This is a genomic window from uncultured Actinobacillus sp. (assembly GCF_945915845.1).
GTDB lineage: Bacteria > Pseudomonadota > Gammaproteobacteria > Enterobacterales > Pasteurellaceae > Exercitatus.
This window is the reverse complement of record NZ_CAMEFX010000043.1, coordinates 1-16,390: the sequence shown is the minus strand read 5'-3', so window position 1 is coordinate 16,390 and position 16,390 is coordinate 1. Positions and strand designations below refer to the sequence as shown.

The following is a 16,390-nucleotide window of genomic DNA, read 5'->3' as shown; positions in this document are numbered from 1 at the left end:
TTCAAAACGAATTCTCACAAGTGCCCACACAGATTGTCTGATAAATTGTTAAAGAACATTTGCTTTAAGCAAGGATGCTTATGATATAAAATCACCGACATCAGTGTCAAGAATTATTTAATCTTTTTTTTGAATTAATTTTCTCACACACAACTTGCTGTTGCGGATGCGCATTATAGATATTTTTGATCTCACATCAAGATCTTTTTTCAAAAAAACACGTTGACTGCTTTTTTTATTGAACGATCCCGCATAAAATGTCGAAAATAGTGTCAATTTTTGAATATTAATTCATCTTATTCAAGATATCCGCAAATTCAGCGACCTTATCCCAATTTGTATATTCAATTTCTGTTGTCGGATCCGTTTCCCCACCTGTTATCTTCATGATGAATTGAATCATGACCCGATCGAACCAATTATACCTTGGATATAACAATGCTCCTGCGAATACGGCTGACACTGTCGGTTTCCATTGTATTCGTTGCAAAAACTTTCTTACATAAGCATTTGTTTCCGGTGTATCTTTGCCTTGTTTCCTTGCTGTCAGATTCACACCAAAAAAAGCAGTTGTTTTTTCATTTAAAAGTGCGGTTTGATTTTCAATAAATTTATAAAGTGCTTTGTTAAAATGCCCATAACGAATAGAGGCACCAATCACGATGCGATCAAATTTAGTCAAATCTATCCCGGGCTCTAAAATAGAATGCAACTCACAGCATTCAAATCGTTTCGCAATACATTCCGCAATCTTCTTTGTTTGCCCATCATGGCTTAAATACAAGACAAGTGTTTTCATTATGACTTCCAAAAAGTTGGACTAAATAATACTAATAACGTAAAAATTTCCAATCGCCCACACATCATCGCAAAACTTAGTACCCATTTTGCACTATCAGGAATACTAGCAAAATTACTACTCACATTTCCCAGACCAGGACCGAGATTATTCATGCAAGCCAATACCGCATTAAATGCATCAAATGGCTCGACACCACAACTAATCACGACCAAGAGAAAAATCACAAATAATAAGGCATAAGCCGAGAAGAATGCCCAAATACTACCAATAATTCGATTATCCAACACCTGCTTCCCCCATTTTATGGGATGCACCAAATTTGAATGAATAAATAATTTCAATTCGCGTAAGCCTTGCAAATAAAGCACAAGCACTCGAGCTACGCGCAATCCTCCGCCAACAGAACCGGCGCATCCCCCAATAAATGAAGCGATAATTAACAACATTGGCGCAAAAGAAGGCCATTGAGAAAAATCAGAGGTAGTATAGCCTGTTGTTGTTGAAATAGAGACAGCTTGAAATACAGCTTGCTCAATATCAATCCAACTATTTCCAAAATATTGATGACTAACCAAAACCATTGCACACAACAACATTAAAAACAATTGAATTGCAATAAAAAAACGGAACTCAGGATCTTGGCTATAGATTCGGAAAAGGTTACCCTCTTTTAAATTTGAAAAAGCACGAAAATGAAGTGCAAAGTTACACGCTGAGATTAATAAGAAGACGACCGTAATCATATTAACCGCACTATTATTAAAATAACCTATACTGGCATCATGTGTAGAAAAACCACCGATAGAGACCGTAGAAAAGCTATGACTTATCGCATCAAATGCAGACATTCCCGCCCAATAATAAGCTAATGCACAAAGTATCGTTAGTGAGGCGTAAATAAACCACAAGGTTTTCGCTGTTTCTGCGATACGAGGTCGCATTTTTTGATCTTTCATCGGCCCCGACATTTCAGCACGATACAGCTGCATACCACCAATACCTAAAAGAGGAATAATGGCAATCGCCAAGACAATAATCCCCATCCCCCCTAACCATTGTAAAAATTGACGATAAAATAAAATGGCTTTGGGTAAATTGTCTAACCCAACAATAGTTGTCGCCCCCGTAGTTGTTAACCCCGAAAAAGCCTCAAAAAATGCAGAAGCAAGTGTTAAATCAGGATATTCAAATAACATAAAAGGCATCGCAGCAAGACTGCCTAACACTGCCCAAAAGGCAACCACAATCAAAAAACCTTCACGTGAACGAAGTTCTTCTTTATGGGAATGACAACTCCACCATAACACGGCCCCCATGACTAAGCTCAAGACAAAAGACTGGAAAAAAGCTTTACCACCACCATCGCCATACACCAATGCTACAAAAGCCGGTAATAACATTGTGACAGAAAAGCACATAATCAAAATGCCTACAATACGAATAATTGCTAAAAAATGCACAATATTCTCTCTTCTATAAAGCGATTACAGCTAATTGGCCAGCTGAACGCTCAGTTAATTCTTGTTGAAAAATCGCCAATTTATCATCACTAATGCCTAATACAAATCGTACGTCAGCCTGAAAATCTTGCTCTTGGATGGGGATATCATATTGCTCGCATAATAATTGCAGCCAATTAATCTGCCCATAATCACACCGCACTTCATAAGGCTTTCGTTCCACCTTCAGCGTTGTTGTCAATAATTTTAATGCTTGTTGAACACCATTGCCATAAGCACGAACAAGCCCGCCTGTACCCAGTAAAATGCCACCATAATAACGCACAACAACCGCACTAATCTCCCCCACCCCACTTCCTAACAATGCGCTGAGCATGGGTTTTCCTGCTGTGCCCGCGGGTTCACCATCATCAGAGAAACCAAGTTCTTGTGAATTATTCGGCTGCGCTGCAACCGCCGCCCAACAATGATGACGTGCATCCGGATGCATTTGCTTAATTTCCTGCCAAAATACCTTAGCTTGTGCTAAACCATCAGTATGTCTTAAATAGGTAATAAAACGGCTTTTCTTAATTTCTTCTTCAAAAACAACCGCACTTTGCGGAATTGGATATTCCATAATCTTTGACCCATTTCAATGAGAGCGTTATTATACGCCCTATTCAAAAAAAAGTTGAAGTACCTCATGAACAATACAGAAATTAACACCATCACCGTCCACCAACAACTCAATACCTTAGGTTTACGCTGCCCGGAACCTATTATGCTGATTAGAAAACAAATACGTCATATGAATAATGGTGAAGTCCTACTAATCATTGCCGATGATCCTGCCACAACACGCGATATCCCAGGATTTTGTGAATTTATGGAACATCAATTGCTCAAAGCAGAAACAGAACAGTCCCCATATCAATATTGGGTGAAAAAAGGGTTGTAATCCAAAGTGTGGTTAAAATTTAGTGTATTTTGACTCATCAAAATGCCATCTAACATTAGACGGCATTTTAGGGTCTGTTTATCTTTCAATAAAAAGTTGCGTTGTCGCCTAAAAAAGCCATCGGCTAGGCGTAAAACGCAGTTAATAGCAGGACTATTTACAAGTTTTACAACAACGACGATGGCTTTTTTAGGCACAACCCGAAGGGGCGGGCTTCTTTTTTGCCCAATCAAGGCAAAAAATAAGCTCCGCCGCAGCCTTTTATTGAAAGATAAACAGACCCTAATCTCTCTGCAACTTATCTCTGTCATCAATGCCTTTCAACAAATATTCGCCATCTTCAGTTGCCACACTACGAAATCCAACATTGATAATTTGGAATGCATAATGATTCATTGCAGAATAATCAAAATTTTCATGGTGATGACCATGATAAAACTGTTTTACGCCCATGGCATTAGCTAGTTCATTAAGCACCGCAAAACCTGTTGGATGGGGGAATGGTGCCTCATGACTAACAAGAATATCTGCATGTTGTGTTTGTAATGTTTCAATATCAGATGGAAAAATAGATGTGCGGTGCCGCAACGGAATGCCACCTCGCCATAGTTTTTCAGGGGGGCAATATTGACAATAATGGATAGGATCAAAAAATAATGGCTTTTTTGGGGGCATCCAAATTTGCCCACGAAACACACCACCAAGCCCGGCAATACGTTTTCCTTGAATATCCACAACGCGTCCATGTAAATTACGAGATTTCCATTCCGTCCCCCACAAACATTCGAAAGCAGCGACAGTTTTGCTGTCGTGATTGCCATGAATAAACCAAAGATCACAATGTTTCGCCAAGCGTTCAAGCTCATCCACATGGGTTAATTGTAAGTCACCTAAAATAACCACTGCAACATTGTCTTGATGCTGAACAAAGGGATACAAATGTTCATAATAACCATGCGGATCGCCGGCAAATAAAATCATTGTTTGCTCCTATTTGGTAGCCTGGATATTATCATGCGCTAAATCTAAAATTTCTTCATCATTGAGAATCTTCTCAACTATTTCTTTCGCTTGGTTATAACGTTCTAAATAACTTGGTGAGGTAATTTCGATATAAGGCACATTATATTTATCAAGCAATTTCTTAAGCAACTGCTGGAAACGCTGACGTTGACGCGCAGAGCCCAGGCTTCGTAAACCATCATTAACCCATTTTGTATTATTATTAAGCAAAATCGTCACATCAAAAGGATATTCTTTGATCATTGAATCCAAAAATGGATGAGACTTACCCTCATACTGAATGCAAAACGCCTGTGTTGTAATGTAATCCGTGTCAATAAATGCGACTTTGTGTGCATGGCGTACGGCATAATCCACATACTTTTGATGGCCTAATGCCATTTGAGGATAATCAGAATATTGCATTGCTTGTTCATCCCCCCCTAGCTGCTCAAACACAAATTCACGCCCATATTCCCACGCAGATGTAGTATTAAATACCGTTGCTAACTTGTTCACCAAGACAGACTTACCACTACTTTCTCCACCCAAAATAGCAATCGTTTTCGCAAAAAATGGACGGACTTCTTTCGGAATAAATTTCCAATAATGGAATGGATTAGTACGAATTTTCGTGGCAGAAACGTTAAAGAATTCTCGTTGCGGATCAACCAATACCACTTCTAACCCAAGATATTTTTCATAAGGTTCCTTATCTTGTACTTCACTACTAAACACAATGCTTGGATTAACATTTTTTGAAACAAGTAGATTTTTCACCGCACTCGACCAGCCTTCCCAGCCATTCGGATAACTCGGAATACCGTCTTCCACTAAATGATGAATAAAGATTTGATCTTTCTGATATTTAAAAATCTGCTGCATCCAACGCAAACGATCTTGATTGGTTGGCATCCGCTTCATTTTACTTTCTTGGAATAATTTCAAGTCGCGTTCGGTATCTGTACAAACAACTACATGTAATTCATCTACTTTACTAAACGCTTCGTAAATCATATTAATATGCCCTGTGTGAACAGGGTAAAATTTACCAAAAATCACCCCAATTCGCTTGTCTTGTTGCTCTACAATCTGCAACACTTTATGCAGAGCAGTCAATTTTGCTGCACTCGGGTTTTTAATTTTCCCACTGACAAGTTGGTTAAAATAAGCGCGGGTAATATTAGCTTGCTCACAAACTGTATTCACTTTTAAATTCAATTGTTTACGTTTTTGTTGTAAATAAGAGAAATCGGTTGTCATGCCACATCCTTCTAAATTGACCACACTTTTCTATAGCCATTTTGTAGCATAAAATACAATATTTTGAGAAAAAGCGTAGGGATTAATCACGGATTTTTGTCTATTGTATGCAATATTTCCTCGAAATAAAAACGTTTTTTGGTTTGTTAGTTTTAGAGTATACTATCCAGCAAGCGAAAAATAACAAAGTGCGGTACAATCTACCGCACTTTTTACTTCTTATTATAATAGAAATGATGACTGAATTTAAACTAAATTATCACAAAACCCATTTTTTAACGAGTGCAGCCAATATTAAACAGCTCCCTGAAGATACTGGTATTGAAATTGCCTTCGCAGGACGTTCTAATGCAGGCAAATCTACTGCACTCAATGTATTAACCAATCAAAAAAACTTAGCTCGTACCTCAAAAACCCCTGGGCGCACCCAGTTAATCAACTTATTTGAAGTAGAGCCACAATGTAAATTAGTGGATTTGCCAGGATATGGTTATGCTGCCGTTCCTGAACAAATGAAACTGCAATGGCAAAAATCCCTTGGGGAATATTTACAGAAACGTGAATGCTTACGTGGCGTAGTCATTTTGATGGATATTCGCCATCCTTTAAAAGATCTTGACCAACAAATGATTGAATGGGCTGTGTCAGCTAATTTACCGATCTATTTAGCACTCACAAAGGCGGATAAACTTAGCCAAAGTGTGCGAAGTAAAACAGTAAAAATGGTACGTGAAGCCATTTTACCATTCCAAGGTGATATTCAAGTTGAACCGCTTTCTGCCTTAAGTAAATTAGGGGTAGATCGTTTAGCCGCCAAGTTAAACAGTTGGTTCGCACCAAATATTACCGAGTAATCAATTAAATTTGTGATCTGTATTCCAAAATTGAGTTTCTCATATTTAAATCAGATCACGTCTTCTCTATAGTTCTCCAAAATTTTGTTCTGGAGAATTTTATATGTCCCTTGCTATTGTTTATAGTCGCGCATCTATGGGGGTTCAAGCCCCACTGGTCACCATTGAAGTACATATTAGCAACGGTAAACCTGCATTTGTCCTCGTAGGGCTGCCCGAGAAAACTGTTAAAGAAGCACAGGATCGGGTACGTAGTGCATTGCTTAACGCCCAATTCAAATATCCTGCTAAACGTATTACAGTAAACCTCGCACCCGCGGATTTACCCAAAGAAGGTGGACGTTTTGATTTGCCCATTGCTCTAGGTATTCTTGCTGCTTCAGGACAAATTGAAGCTAAACATTTGCGCCAATTTGAGTTTCTAGGCGAACTTGCACTGACAGGGAATTTACGTGGAGTCCAGGGCGTAATTCCAGCTATTTTGGCTGCAAAAGAAGTAAAACGCCAAATGATCATTGCTACGCAAAATGCCAATGAGGCATCCTTAATTTCTGAACAAGAAACCTATTATGCCAATACATTGCTTGAGGTAGTTAATTTCTTGAATAATCAAGAAAATTTACCTTGTGCAAGTCAGCTGGCAACGCAAAGTGCGGTGAATTTTTCACAAGAAAATAAAAAAGATCTTACCGATATCATTGGACAACAACATGCTAAACGTGCATTAACTATCGCCGCTGCCGGACAACATAATTTACTCTTTCTTGGTCCTCCCGGAACAGGAAAAACTATGCTGGCTAGTCGTTTAACAGATCTCTTGCCTGAAATGACGGACCAAGAAGCCATTGAAACAGCATCAGTTGCCAGTTTAGTACAAAATGAATTGAATTTTTCTAATTGGAAACAACGCCCATTTCGCGCACCACATCATAGTGCATCCTTACCGGCACTTGTGGGAGGCGGTTCTATTCCACGACCTGGTGAAATTTCCTTGGCACATAATGGTGTGCTTTTTCTGGATGAGCTTCCTGAATTTGAACGAAAGGTATTAGATGCCTTGCGTCAACCTCTTGAGAGTGGCGAAATCATCATTTCACGTGCAACAGCAAAAATCCAATTTCCCGCACGCTTTCAACTCATTGCCGCCATGAATCCAAGCCCAACAGGAAACTATCAAGGCACACATAATAGGACATCGCCACAACAAATTATCCGTTATCTCAACCGTCTTTCAGGCCCCTTTCTCGATCGCTTTGATTTATCCATTGAAGTCCCTTTACTACCGCAGGGGGCTTTACAAGGTCACGAAGAACGAGGGGAAACGAGTGCGCAAGTGCGGTCAAAAATATTAAAAGTTCGAGAATTGCAGTTAAACCGACAAGGGAAAGTGAATTCACATCTTTCAAGTAAAGAAATCGAAAAATTTTGTCCACTTCAACAAGTTGACGCTATTTTTTTAGAAAATGCCCTAACAAAATTAGGATTATCTGTACGTGCTTATCATCGAATTTTAAAAGTTGCACGAACCATTGCTGACTTAAATAATGAATCTACTATTAGTAAAGCTCATTTAGCCGAAGCATTAGGCTATCGCGCAATGGATCGGCTGTTAATGAAACTTCATGGAGATAATTAAGCTCGGTTTATCTTTCAATAAAAGATCTTAAGGCTTAATGTCACGTAAAATTGGGTTTTGCATCGAAATAAGCGTTTCAGTTGATTGAATCTCATCAATTAATTGAATTTTTGTCGCTAAAACTTGATGCAATTCCGCGATAGTATGTGTCATCACTTTTATAAAAATAGAATAGTTGCCCGTTGTATAATAAGCTTCTACCACTTCATCAAATGCCTCTAATTGTTTGATAACTTTATCATAATCTTTTGCGCTTTTAAGAATAATACCAATAAAACAGCAAACATCATAACCCAACTTACGTTCGTCAATACGCACTTTGGTTCCTTCAATAATGCCTGCTTGACGCATTTTTTCCACACGAACATGAATAGTACCGGGGCTTACACCAAAATTTTTTGCCATTTCAGCATAAGGCGTACGAGCATCACGTGTTAATACTCGTAAAATTTGTTGATCTAAGTTATCTATTGCGTACATAAGACACTCCTTTTAGATTTCCTCTAAAAAAACACACTATTTTTTATCGAATACATTTATTATATCCTTTTTTTAATAAAAAGTGTTGAATTTTACATTGAACATATTAAATAATATGCAACAAGCGTTCAATGAAACGCATTACAAAGAAAAAATAAGGTTTAAATTATGAAGAAGTCATTTATTTTACAACAACAAGAAATTAGTTTCGCTAAAAACACATTTACAGAAAAATTAGCCGAGCATTTAGGTTTAGTCGAAGTACAAGGTCCCATTTTAAGTCAAGTAGGCAACGGTATCCAAGATAACTTATCAGGTAAAGAAAAAGCAGTACAAGTAAACGTTAAAATGATCGAAGGGGCCACTTTTGAAGTGGTTCATTCCTTAGCAAAATGGAAACGTCATACATTAGCGCGTTTTGGTTTTGCTGAAGGTGAGGGGTTATTTGTTCATATGAAAGCGTTACGCCCAGATGAAGACAGTCTTGATCAAACCCACTCTGTGTATGTCGATCAATGGGACTGGGAAAAAGTGATTCCTGAGGGCCGCCGTAACCTTGATTACTTAAAAGAAACTGTACGCTCTATTTATGCGGCAATTCGTGAAACAGAGGATGCAGTAAGCCAAAAATTTGGTTTATCCAAATTCTTACCTGAAGAAATCACATTTGTGCATAGTGAAGACTTAGTTAAACGCTTCCCTGGCATGAGTGATAAAGAACGTGAAAATGAAATTTGTAAAGAACATGGCGCAGTATTCCTAATTGGTATTGGAGGCGCGCTATCTGATGGTAAACCACATGATGTTCGAGCACCAGACTATGACGACTGGACAACCGTATCTGAAGGCGATTACAAAGGCTTAAACGGTGATATTTTAGTGTGGAACCCTGTATTAAACCGTGCGTTTGAACTTTCTTCTATGGGGATTCGCGTAGATGAAACCGCACTTCGTAAACAGCTAGCATTAACCAATGATGAAGATCGCTTGAAATTTGACTGGCACCAAGATTTAATTAATGGCCGCATGCCGTTATCTATCGGTGGGGGCATTGGTCAATCACGTTTAGCAATGTTATTACTACAAAAACATCATATCGGTGAAGTACAATCCAGTGTATGGCCTAAAGCAGTAATGGAAGGATATCAAAATATCTTATAAGTCAAACATCTATGAATAGCGATAATTTAAATTTCCAGTTTAATTAAACCACTCGCTAAATGATCTGCACCCCAAAAGTTGGACTAAACAATCAACTGATTAAGGTGCAGATTTTTTATGACTAAATACAATCCATCTTTCAAGCAAAATGTTATCGAATTTTATCTTCAAAACGGTAAAAATCAGTCATTAACTCGTCATCATTTTCAGCTTAATGAAGCCACATTAAGACATTGGATTAATCAGTATAATCAAAATGGTATCAATGAGTTAGCAGTTTGTCACAACAAACAAATGTACTCACCCGAGTTCAAGTTATCTGTAATACAAACGGTTAAACATGGGCAATTTTCGATAAGATTTGCTGCATTATATTTCGGTATTCCAAACTACAGTATTATTAGCCAATGGTTGTAAGCCTTCGATAAACAAGGTATAAACGGTTTATTACCTAAACCCATTCAGAACCGGAAACTGGTGATGAATCGATTTATGATTGATTTTGGTGATCGCCTAGACGATCACCGTTAAGTTGAAATGGGTATTTACACATAATTTGGGATAAGGTCTGCAAATGTTAAATTATTCTGACCGCTCATAAAACACAAGCTCAAGTATTTACTCGAGCTTATGTATAAAAAAGTGTTTACTATTCCTTTGGCATGTCAGACGAAAATAGATAACCCTCCATAAAGGTTCTAGATAAAACATTCAATAAATCAGCCTTACTAATACCCTCCTCTATATCTAGATCATCGTGTAAAATAAGATTACCAACTGCATCAATATAAGCAGTGAGAAATCTTTTTGTCGTATTCCATTTATTGACGCTTTTCAATGAAATATTATTATTAGCACCCCAAGACATTTTAAATGATAAATAGCCAGTGTCACTATGATTAAAAATCACTACTTTTTGCCCCAACTCATTGGTAATTCTGATCTTTCCTTGTCCATCCAACTCAACTATTGGATATCTTTTCTTCGCAATATCAATCAATTGTTGATCAGAAAACTTGGTATAAACTTCCACCATTTTGGTTTCTGCATAAGCTGTTGTAGAAACAACCGTAATAGTAATCAACATTGTGAAAAACAGTGATAAAAAATAAGTGGGCATTTTGAGATATTTACAAATTTTCATAGACACCTCCACCATTTTCTAACTGACGATAGAGATTGAGAGAAAGTTTATCCCTTGTTTGAGCGGCAATATCTGTTTCGTAAAGCTGCTTATCAACAGGATTGCTTAAATCATACTGGTAGTAAGTTCCACTTAACCCTTTATAAGCAAACATACCGTTTTTCATCTGTTCTTTAATCATAAATATACCTTCATAGTAATGCTAAATGTTTTGGCAGAGATGATTTTAGTTCATTACGCAAGTAATGAACTAAATAATGCTAGCATTATTTAAAATTTTGATAAAAAATGGTGACAAACGGTGAGATATGAGAAGAATTTTGAAAAACAAAAGCCCGATAAATCTATCGGGCTTTTTAAGTCAATGTAAAATTATTCTGCTGCTTGTTCAGCTGCAACTTCAGGACGATCAACTAGCTCAATGTAAGCCATTGGCGCGTTGTCACCTGCACGGAAACCACATTTTAAGATACGGGTGTAACCACCTGCACGTTGAGCAAAACGTGGACCTAATTCATTGAATAATTTAGCAACAGTTTCAATGTTGCGAGTACGAGCGAATGCTAAACGACGGTTAGCTACGCTATCAGTTTTTGCTAATGTAATTAACGGTTCAACTACTCGACGTAATTCTTTCGCTTTTGGCAATGTAGTCTTGATGATTTCATGACTAATTAAAGAACTTGCCATATTACGGAACATCGCTTGACGATGACTGCTATTACGGTTTAGTTGACGACCACTCTTACGATGGCGCATGATCTTATCCTTCTCAGAAAAATCTTAACCTAATGACCACTATTCATCAGCAATACTTGCTGGTGGCCAATTATCAAGGCGCATACCTAATGATAGACCGCGCGAAGCAAGCACATCCTTAATTTCAGTAAGAGATTTCTTACCAAGGTTAGGTGTTTTTAATAACTCAACTTCAGTACGCTGTACCAAATCACCGATATAATGAATTGTTTCTGCTTTCAAACAGTTAGCAGAACGAACTGTCAACTCTAAGTCATCAACAGGACGGAGTAAAATCGGATCAAATTCCGGTTTCTCTTCCTTAACTTCTGGTTGACGAACATCACGCAAATCAACGAATGCATCAAGCTGTTCTGCTAAAATTGTTGCTGCACGGCGAATTGCTTCTTCTGGATCAATAGTGCCATTTGTTTCTAACTCAATAACTAATTTGTCTAAGTCAGTACGCTGTTCAACACGTGCTGCTTCTACATTATAAGCAATACGATCTACTGGGCTATAACAAGCATCTACTAATAGACGACCAATTGGACGCTCTTCATCCTGTGTATGTACGCGAGCTGATGCCGGCACATAACCACGACCACGTTGAACACGAATACGCATATTAATTGATGCATTTTCATCTGTTAAGTGGCAAATCACGTGTTCAGGATTCACGATTTCAACATCACCATCATGAGTGATGTCTGCTGCAACAACAGGGCCAATTCCAGATTTGTTTAGTGTCAGAAAGACATCGTCTTTATTCTGAACTTTTACCGCTAGGCCTTTTAAGTTTAAGAGCACTTCAAGGATATCTTCTTGAACACCTTCTTTACTACTATACTCATGCAATACGCCTTCAATTTCCACTTCAGTTACAGCACAACCTGGCATTGAAGATAGAAGAATACGACGTAATGCATTTCCTAGAGTATGGCCAAAACCACGCTCTAACGGTTCTAAGATCACTTTAGCATGAGTTGAACTAATTTGTTCAATATCAACTAAGTGTGGCTTTAAAAATTCTGTAACAGAACCCTGCATTTTATCCTCTCTTTGCTTCTAAGCTTTAACTATTATTTAGAATAAAGCTCAACGATCAGATGTTCGTTAATGTCTGCTGATAAGTCAGAACGTTCAGGAACACGTTTGAACACACCTTCCATTTTAGCAGCATCAACTTCTAACCAAGTTGGTTTTTCTTTTTGTTCTGCTAATTCCAATGATGCTTTGATACGTGCTTGTTTTTTAGATTTTTCACGCACAGCGATCACATCATCAACTGAAACTTGGAAAGATGGGATATTAACAACACGACCATTTACAACGATCGCTTTGTGGCTCACTAATTGGCGAGCTTCTGCACGAGTCGCAGCAAATCCCATACGATATACAACGTTATCTAAACGACCTTCAAGTAACACTAATAAGTTTTCACCTGTGTTACCTTTTAAACGGTTCGCTTCTTTGTAATAGTTGCGGAATTGACGTTCTAAAATACCGTAGATACGGCGAACTTTTTGTTTTTCACGTAACTGACTACCGTAGTCAGATAAACGCGGTTTGCGAGCACCGTGTTGACCTGGTGCTGTATCAATTTTACATTTAGAATCGATAGCACGCACGCCTGATTTAAGGAATAAATCAGTGCCTTCACGACGGCTTAGCTTGAGTTTTGGACCCAAATATCTTGCCATTTTCTTTCTCCAATAATCCTAACGTCTGATTAAACGCGACGTTTTTTCGGTGGACGACAACCGTTATGTGGAATCGGAGTCACGTCAGTAATATTCGTGATACGGAAACCCGCTGCATTTAATGCACGAATTGTTGATTCACGACCTGGACCCGGACCTTTAACCATAACTTCCAAGTTCTTTAAACCGAACTCTTTAACCATTTCAGCACAGCGCTCTGCAGCTACTTGTGCAGCAAATGGAGTCGATTTACGAGAACCGCGGAAACCTGAACCACCTGCAGTTGCCCACGCAAGAGCATTACCTTGACGGTCAGTAATAGTCACGATTGTATTGTTGAAAGACGCGTGAATATGCGCTACGCCATCTACAACTTGTTTTTTTACACGTTTACGTGCACGAACTGGTGTTTTAGCCATTAATATTTACCCCGACTATTTTTTGATCGGTTTACGAGGACCCTTACGGGTACGCGCGTTAGTTTTAGTACGTTGACCACGTACCGGTAAACTACGACGATGACGTAGACCACGGTAACAACCAAGATCTAAAAGACGCTTGATGTTAAGTGTTACTTCACGACGTAAATCACCTTCAACGGTAAATTTACCAACTTCGTCACGCAGTTTTTCAATCTGCTCTTCAGACAATTCGCTGATCTTAACGCTTTCAGCAATACCTGTTGCAGCACAAATAGCTTGTGCGCGAGTTTTGCCGATACCGTAAATTGCTGTTAAAGCGATTACAGTGTGTTTGTGATCAGGAATGTTAATGCCTGCAATACGGGCCACTATGCACTCCTATTGTTAATTAATTTGACATACTGATCTTGAAAAGCCCGTTTTCAGGATACTCAAACAGTATGTCAAGGATGTAAATGAGCTGAGCATTATATATGCTCAGCCTGTTCTTTGCAAGAAAATATTATCTATTAACCTTGACGTTGTTTATGTTTAGGATCGCTGCACAATACACGTACAACACCTTCACGTTTTACAATTTTACAGTTACGACAAATTTTCTTTACGGAAGCACGAACTTTCATTGCTTATCCCTATTATCTAAAGGACAATTACTGTCCAAAACCTTTAAGGTTTGCTCTTTTCAAAGCAGATTCATATTTTGTCGACATTAAGTGACTCTGAACCTGTGCGATGAAATCCATAATTACCATTACGATAATGAGCAAAGATGTACCACCAAAATAAAATTGTACATTCCAAGCTGACATCATAATGTAAGGAACCAAACATACGAATACAACATATAGACCGCCAATTAATGTTAAGCGAGCCATAATTTTATCAATATAACGTGATGTTTGTTCACCTGGTCTAATTCCTGGTATGAATGCGCCAGATTTTTTCAAATTATCGGCTGTATCACGTGGATTAAATTGCATTGCAGCATAGAAGAAACTAAAGAACATGATTGCAGCGGCATACACGATTAAATAAATCGGCTGGCCTGGCTGCAACATCATCGCAAAATTAGTTAACCATTCAAAACTAGCACTCTCACCAAACCATGAACTGATTGTTGCAGGAAATAAAATAATGCTTGAAGCAAAAATTGCTGGCATTACACCTGACATATTCACTTTTAATGGTAAATGAGTTGAATGTCCACCTAAAATTTGACGACCTTGTTGACGTTTAGCATATTCGACTTTAATACGGCGTTGTCCACGTTCTACGTAAACAACAAAATAAAGTACTGCGAATACAATTACGGCAATCAATAAAAGAACTAATGGGTGCATCTGCCCTTGACGAGCTTGCTCAATCGTATGTCCAATAGCAGCAGGTAAACCTGCAACAATCCCTGCAAAGATAATGATCGAAATACCATTTCCAATACCACGTTCAGTAATTTGTTCACCCAACCACATTAAGAACATGGTTCCAGTAACCAAACTGATCACAGCTGTGAAGTAGAAAGCAAAACCTATATTAGGTACAAGTCCAGGTATCATGCTAGGTAAACCTGTTGCGATACCAATTGCTTGTAGTGTCGCCAAAGCCAATGTTGTATAACGAGTATATTTACTCATTTTACGGCGACCTGACTCACCTTCTTTTTTTAACTCAGCTAATGCTGGATAAACTGTCGCAAGTAATTGAATAATAATCGATGCCGAAATATACGGCATAATACCTAATGCAAAAATAGATGCTCGGCTTAATGCACCACCAGAAAACATGTTTAACATATCTATGATGGTGCCTTTTTGCTGTTCTAGCGATTGAGCTAGCACGGCCGCATCAATACCAGGAACCGGAATAAAAGAACCAATACGGAAAACGATCAGTGCACCTAATACAAAAAGTAATCTACTTTTAAGTTCACTACTACCGCTTTGAGTACTTCGACTTTGATAACCTGGTTGCTTAGCCATTTGTTAATTATTCCTCGATTGAACCGCCGGCAGCTTCGATAGCCGCTTTAGCACCTTTAGTCACGCCTAAACCACGAACAACTACTGCACCTTTAACTTCACCTGCAAAAATAATTTTTGCAAATTGGATATCTTTAGTTAAAACATTAGCTGCTTTTAAGGTTTCTAAAGTTACTACGTTACCTTCAACTTTAGTTAAATCACTCAAACGAACTTCTGCTGTTACAGCAGCTTTCATTGATGTAAAACCAAATTTTGGTAAACGACGATATAAAGGCATTTGACCACCCTCGAAACCGCGGCGAACTTTACCACCAGTACGAGATTTCTGACCTTTATGACCACGGCCACCAGTTTTACCTAAACCAGAACCGATACCACGACCTAAACGCTTAGCACTGTGCTTAGCACCTTCAGCCGGAGATAGAGTATTTAAACGCATTCTATTACTCCTCCACTTTAACCATGTATGAAACTTGGTTGATCATACCACGTACTGCTGGAGTATCAATTAACTCAACGGTATGATGCATATGGCGAAGACCAAGACCACGTAGAGTAGCTTTATGCTTCGGTAAACGAGCGATAGAGCTACGAACTTGTGTTACTTTAATAGTTTTAGCCATTATCAATTACCCCAAAATTTCATCAACGGTTTTGCCACGTTTCGCAGCTACCATTTCTGGTGATTTCATATTTGCTAATGCATCGATTGTTGCACGAACAACGTTAATTGGGTTAGTTGAACCGTATGCTTTAGAAAGAACGTTGTGTACACCTGCAACTTCTAATACTGCACGCATTGCACC

Annotated in this window: 21 protein-coding genes and 2 pseudogenes; 5 read left to right on the top strand and 18 right to left on the bottom strand. The window is 38.4% G+C overall.

Features of this window, described 5'->3' with window-relative positions:
• Nucleotides 1-286 precede the first annotated feature (286 nt).
• Genes hemG through Q0O89_RS08800 form a run of 3 tightly spaced genes read right to left on the bottom strand, consistent with a single transcriptional unit; the run spans nucleotide 287 to nucleotide 2,884 of the window.
• On the bottom strand, nucleotides 287-799 hold the full coding sequence (hemG, locus tag Q0O89_RS08810) for a menaquinone-dependent protoporphyrinogen IX dehydrogenase (protein WP_293731370.1): 513 nt from the start codon (nucleotides 797-799) through the stop codon (nucleotides 287-289).
• On the bottom strand, nucleotides 799-2,262 hold the full coding sequence (locus Q0O89_RS08805; RefSeq protein ID WP_293731369.1) for a TrkH family potassium uptake protein: 1,464 nt from the start codon (nucleotides 2,260-2,262) through the stop codon (nucleotides 799-801). Before Q0O89_RS08805 ends, hemG begins: the two co-directional genes overlap by 1 nt.
• 13 nt (nucleotides 2,263-2,275) lie before the next feature.
• On the bottom strand, nucleotides 2,276-2,884 hold the full coding sequence (locus tag Q0O89_RS08800) for a YigZ family protein (protein ID WP_293731372.1): 609 nt from the start codon (nucleotides 2,882-2,884) through the stop codon (nucleotides 2,276-2,278).
• Between the two features lie 78 nt (nucleotides 2,885-2,962).
• On the opposite strand from Q0O89_RS08800, the gene tusA reads away from it, so the two are divergent.
• Nucleotides 2,963-3,202 carry a sulfurtransferase TusA gene (tusA, locus tag Q0O89_RS08795; RefSeq protein WP_293731371.1) on the top strand — a complete coding sequence of 80 codons (240 nt, stop codon included), beginning with the start codon at nucleotides 2,963-2,965 and terminating at the stop codon, nucleotides 3,200-3,202.
• Nucleotides 3,203-3,484: 282 nt separating this feature from the next.
• On the opposite strand, the gene Q0O89_RS08790 is transcribed toward tusA, so the two are convergent.
• On the bottom strand, nucleotides 3,485-4,183 hold the full coding sequence (locus tag Q0O89_RS08790) for a metallophosphoesterase (RefSeq protein ID WP_293731368.1): 699 nt from the start codon (nucleotides 4,181-4,183) through the stop codon (nucleotides 3,485-3,487).
• A 9-nt stretch (nucleotides 4,184-4,192) separates the two neighbouring features.
• Nucleotides 4,193-5,467 (bottom strand): multifunctional transcriptional regulator/nicotinamide-nucleotide adenylyltransferase/ribosylnicotinamide kinase NadR, encoded by a 1,275-nt coding sequence (gene nadR / locus Q0O89_RS08785; RefSeq protein WP_293731367.1) that lies wholly within the window; start codon nucleotides 5,465-5,467, stop codon nucleotides 4,193-4,195.
• Nucleotides 5,468-5,703: 236 nt separating this feature from the next.
• On the opposite strand from nadR, the gene yihA reads away from it, so the two are divergent.
• A complete protein-coding gene (yihA, locus tag Q0O89_RS08780; RefSeq protein WP_293731366.1) occupies nucleotides 5,704-6,321 on the top strand; it encodes a ribosome biogenesis GTP-binding protein YihA/YsxC in 618 nt (205 codons plus the stop codon).
• Nucleotides 6,322-6,424: 103 nt separating this feature from the next.
• Nucleotides 6,425-7,957 carry a YifB family Mg chelatase-like AAA ATPase gene (locus tag Q0O89_RS08775; RefSeq protein ID WP_293731365.1) on the top strand — a complete coding sequence of 511 codons (1,533 nt, stop codon included), beginning with the start codon at nucleotides 6,425-6,427 and terminating at the stop codon, nucleotides 7,955-7,957.
• Nucleotides 7,958-7,984: 27 nt separating this feature from the next.
• Here the strand turns inward: Q0O89_RS08775 and asnC are convergent, their stop codons facing one another.
• Nucleotides 7,985-8,437, bottom strand: coding sequence for a transcriptional regulator AsnC (asnC, locus tag Q0O89_RS08770; RefSeq protein ID WP_293731364.1), 453 nt, complete (start codon nucleotides 8,435-8,437; stop codon nucleotides 7,985-7,987).
• Between the two features lie 168 nt (nucleotides 8,438-8,605).
• On the opposite strand from asnC, the gene asnA reads away from it, so the two are divergent.
• Entirely contained in the window at nucleotides 8,606-9,598 is a 993-nt protein-coding gene (asnA, locus tag Q0O89_RS08765) for an aspartate--ammonia ligase (protein ID WP_293731363.1), read from the top strand.
• Nucleotides 9,599-9,715: 117 nt separating this feature from the next.
• Nucleotides 9,716-10,012: pseudogene (locus Q0O89_RS08760) on the top strand (transposase); the annotation flags it as partial.
• A 235-nt stretch (nucleotides 10,013-10,247) separates the two neighbouring features.
• On the opposite strand, the gene Q0O89_RS08755 reads toward Q0O89_RS08760, so the two are convergent.
• The 12 genes and pseudogenes from Q0O89_RS08755 to rpsE form a co-directional block, all read right to left on the bottom strand.
• Nucleotides 10,248-10,742 carry a YbjN domain-containing protein gene (locus Q0O89_RS08755; RefSeq protein ID WP_293731362.1) on the bottom strand — a complete coding sequence of 165 codons (495 nt, stop codon included), beginning with the start codon at nucleotides 10,740-10,742 and terminating at the stop codon, nucleotides 10,248-10,250.
• Nucleotides 10,729-10,923 carry a hypothetical protein gene (locus Q0O89_RS08750; protein WP_016528526.1) on the bottom strand — a complete coding sequence of 65 codons (195 nt, stop codon included), beginning with the start codon at nucleotides 10,921-10,923 and terminating at the stop codon, nucleotides 10,729-10,731. The genes Q0O89_RS08755 and Q0O89_RS08750 overlap by 14 nt, the downstream gene beginning before the upstream one ends.
• A gap of 191 nt (nucleotides 10,924-11,114) precedes the next feature.
• The gene (gene rplQ / locus Q0O89_RS08745) at nucleotides 11,115-11,501 is read right to left on the bottom strand and encodes a 50S ribosomal protein L17 (protein ID WP_293731360.1); all 387 of its coding nucleotides are present in this window, start codon (nucleotides 11,499-11,501) and stop codon (nucleotides 11,115-11,117) included.
• A gap of 39 nt (nucleotides 11,502-11,540) precedes the next feature.
• Complete coding sequence (rpoA, locus tag Q0O89_RS08740; RefSeq protein ID WP_293731359.1) at nucleotides 11,541-12,530, bottom strand: DNA-directed RNA polymerase subunit alpha; 990 nt, start codon at nucleotides 12,528-12,530, stop codon at nucleotides 11,541-11,543.
• Between the two features lie 32 nt (nucleotides 12,531-12,562).
• Nucleotides 12,563-13,183 carry a 30S ribosomal protein S4 gene (gene rpsD, locus Q0O89_RS08735; protein ID WP_116631703.1) on the bottom strand — a complete coding sequence of 207 codons (621 nt, stop codon included), beginning with the start codon at nucleotides 13,181-13,183 and terminating at the stop codon, nucleotides 12,563-12,565.
• Nucleotides 13,184-13,212: 29 nt separating this feature from the next.
• Nucleotides 13,213-13,602 carry a 30S ribosomal protein S11 gene (rpsK, locus tag Q0O89_RS08730; protein WP_012072238.1) on the bottom strand — a complete coding sequence of 130 codons (390 nt, stop codon included), beginning with the start codon at nucleotides 13,600-13,602 and terminating at the stop codon, nucleotides 13,213-13,215.
• A gap of 15 nt (nucleotides 13,603-13,617) precedes the next feature.
• Nucleotides 13,618-13,974 (bottom strand): 30S ribosomal protein S13, encoded by a 357-nt coding sequence (rpsM, locus tag Q0O89_RS08725; RefSeq protein ID WP_135711056.1) that lies wholly within the window; start codon nucleotides 13,972-13,974, stop codon nucleotides 13,618-13,620.
• A gap of 140 nt (nucleotides 13,975-14,114) precedes the next feature.
• Nucleotides 14,115-14,228, bottom strand: coding sequence for a 50S ribosomal protein L36 (rpmJ, locus tag Q0O89_RS08720; RefSeq protein ID WP_011201185.1), 114 nt, complete (start codon nucleotides 14,226-14,228; stop codon nucleotides 14,115-14,117).
• Nucleotides 14,229-14,255: 27 nt separating this feature from the next.
• Nucleotides 14,256-15,581: a preprotein translocase subunit SecY gene (secY, locus tag Q0O89_RS08715; protein ID WP_135711055.1), complete on the bottom strand. Its 1,326-nt coding sequence runs from the start codon at nucleotides 15,579-15,581 to the stop codon at nucleotides 14,256-14,258.
• A 7-nt stretch (nucleotides 15,582-15,588) separates the two neighbouring features.
• Nucleotides 15,589-16,023: a 50S ribosomal protein L15 gene (rplO, locus tag Q0O89_RS08710; protein WP_293731349.1), complete on the bottom strand. Its 435-nt coding sequence runs from the start codon at nucleotides 16,021-16,023 to the stop codon at nucleotides 15,589-15,591.
• Nucleotides 16,024-16,027: 4 nt separating this feature from the next.
• Complete coding sequence (gene rpmD, locus Q0O89_RS08705; protein ID WP_005543631.1) at nucleotides 16,028-16,207, bottom strand: 50S ribosomal protein L30; 180 nt, start codon at nucleotides 16,205-16,207, stop codon at nucleotides 16,028-16,030.
• A 6-nt stretch (nucleotides 16,208-16,213) separates the two neighbouring features.
• Nucleotides 16,214-16,390: pseudogene (gene rpsE, locus Q0O89_RS08700) on the bottom strand (30S ribosomal protein S5); the annotation flags it as partial.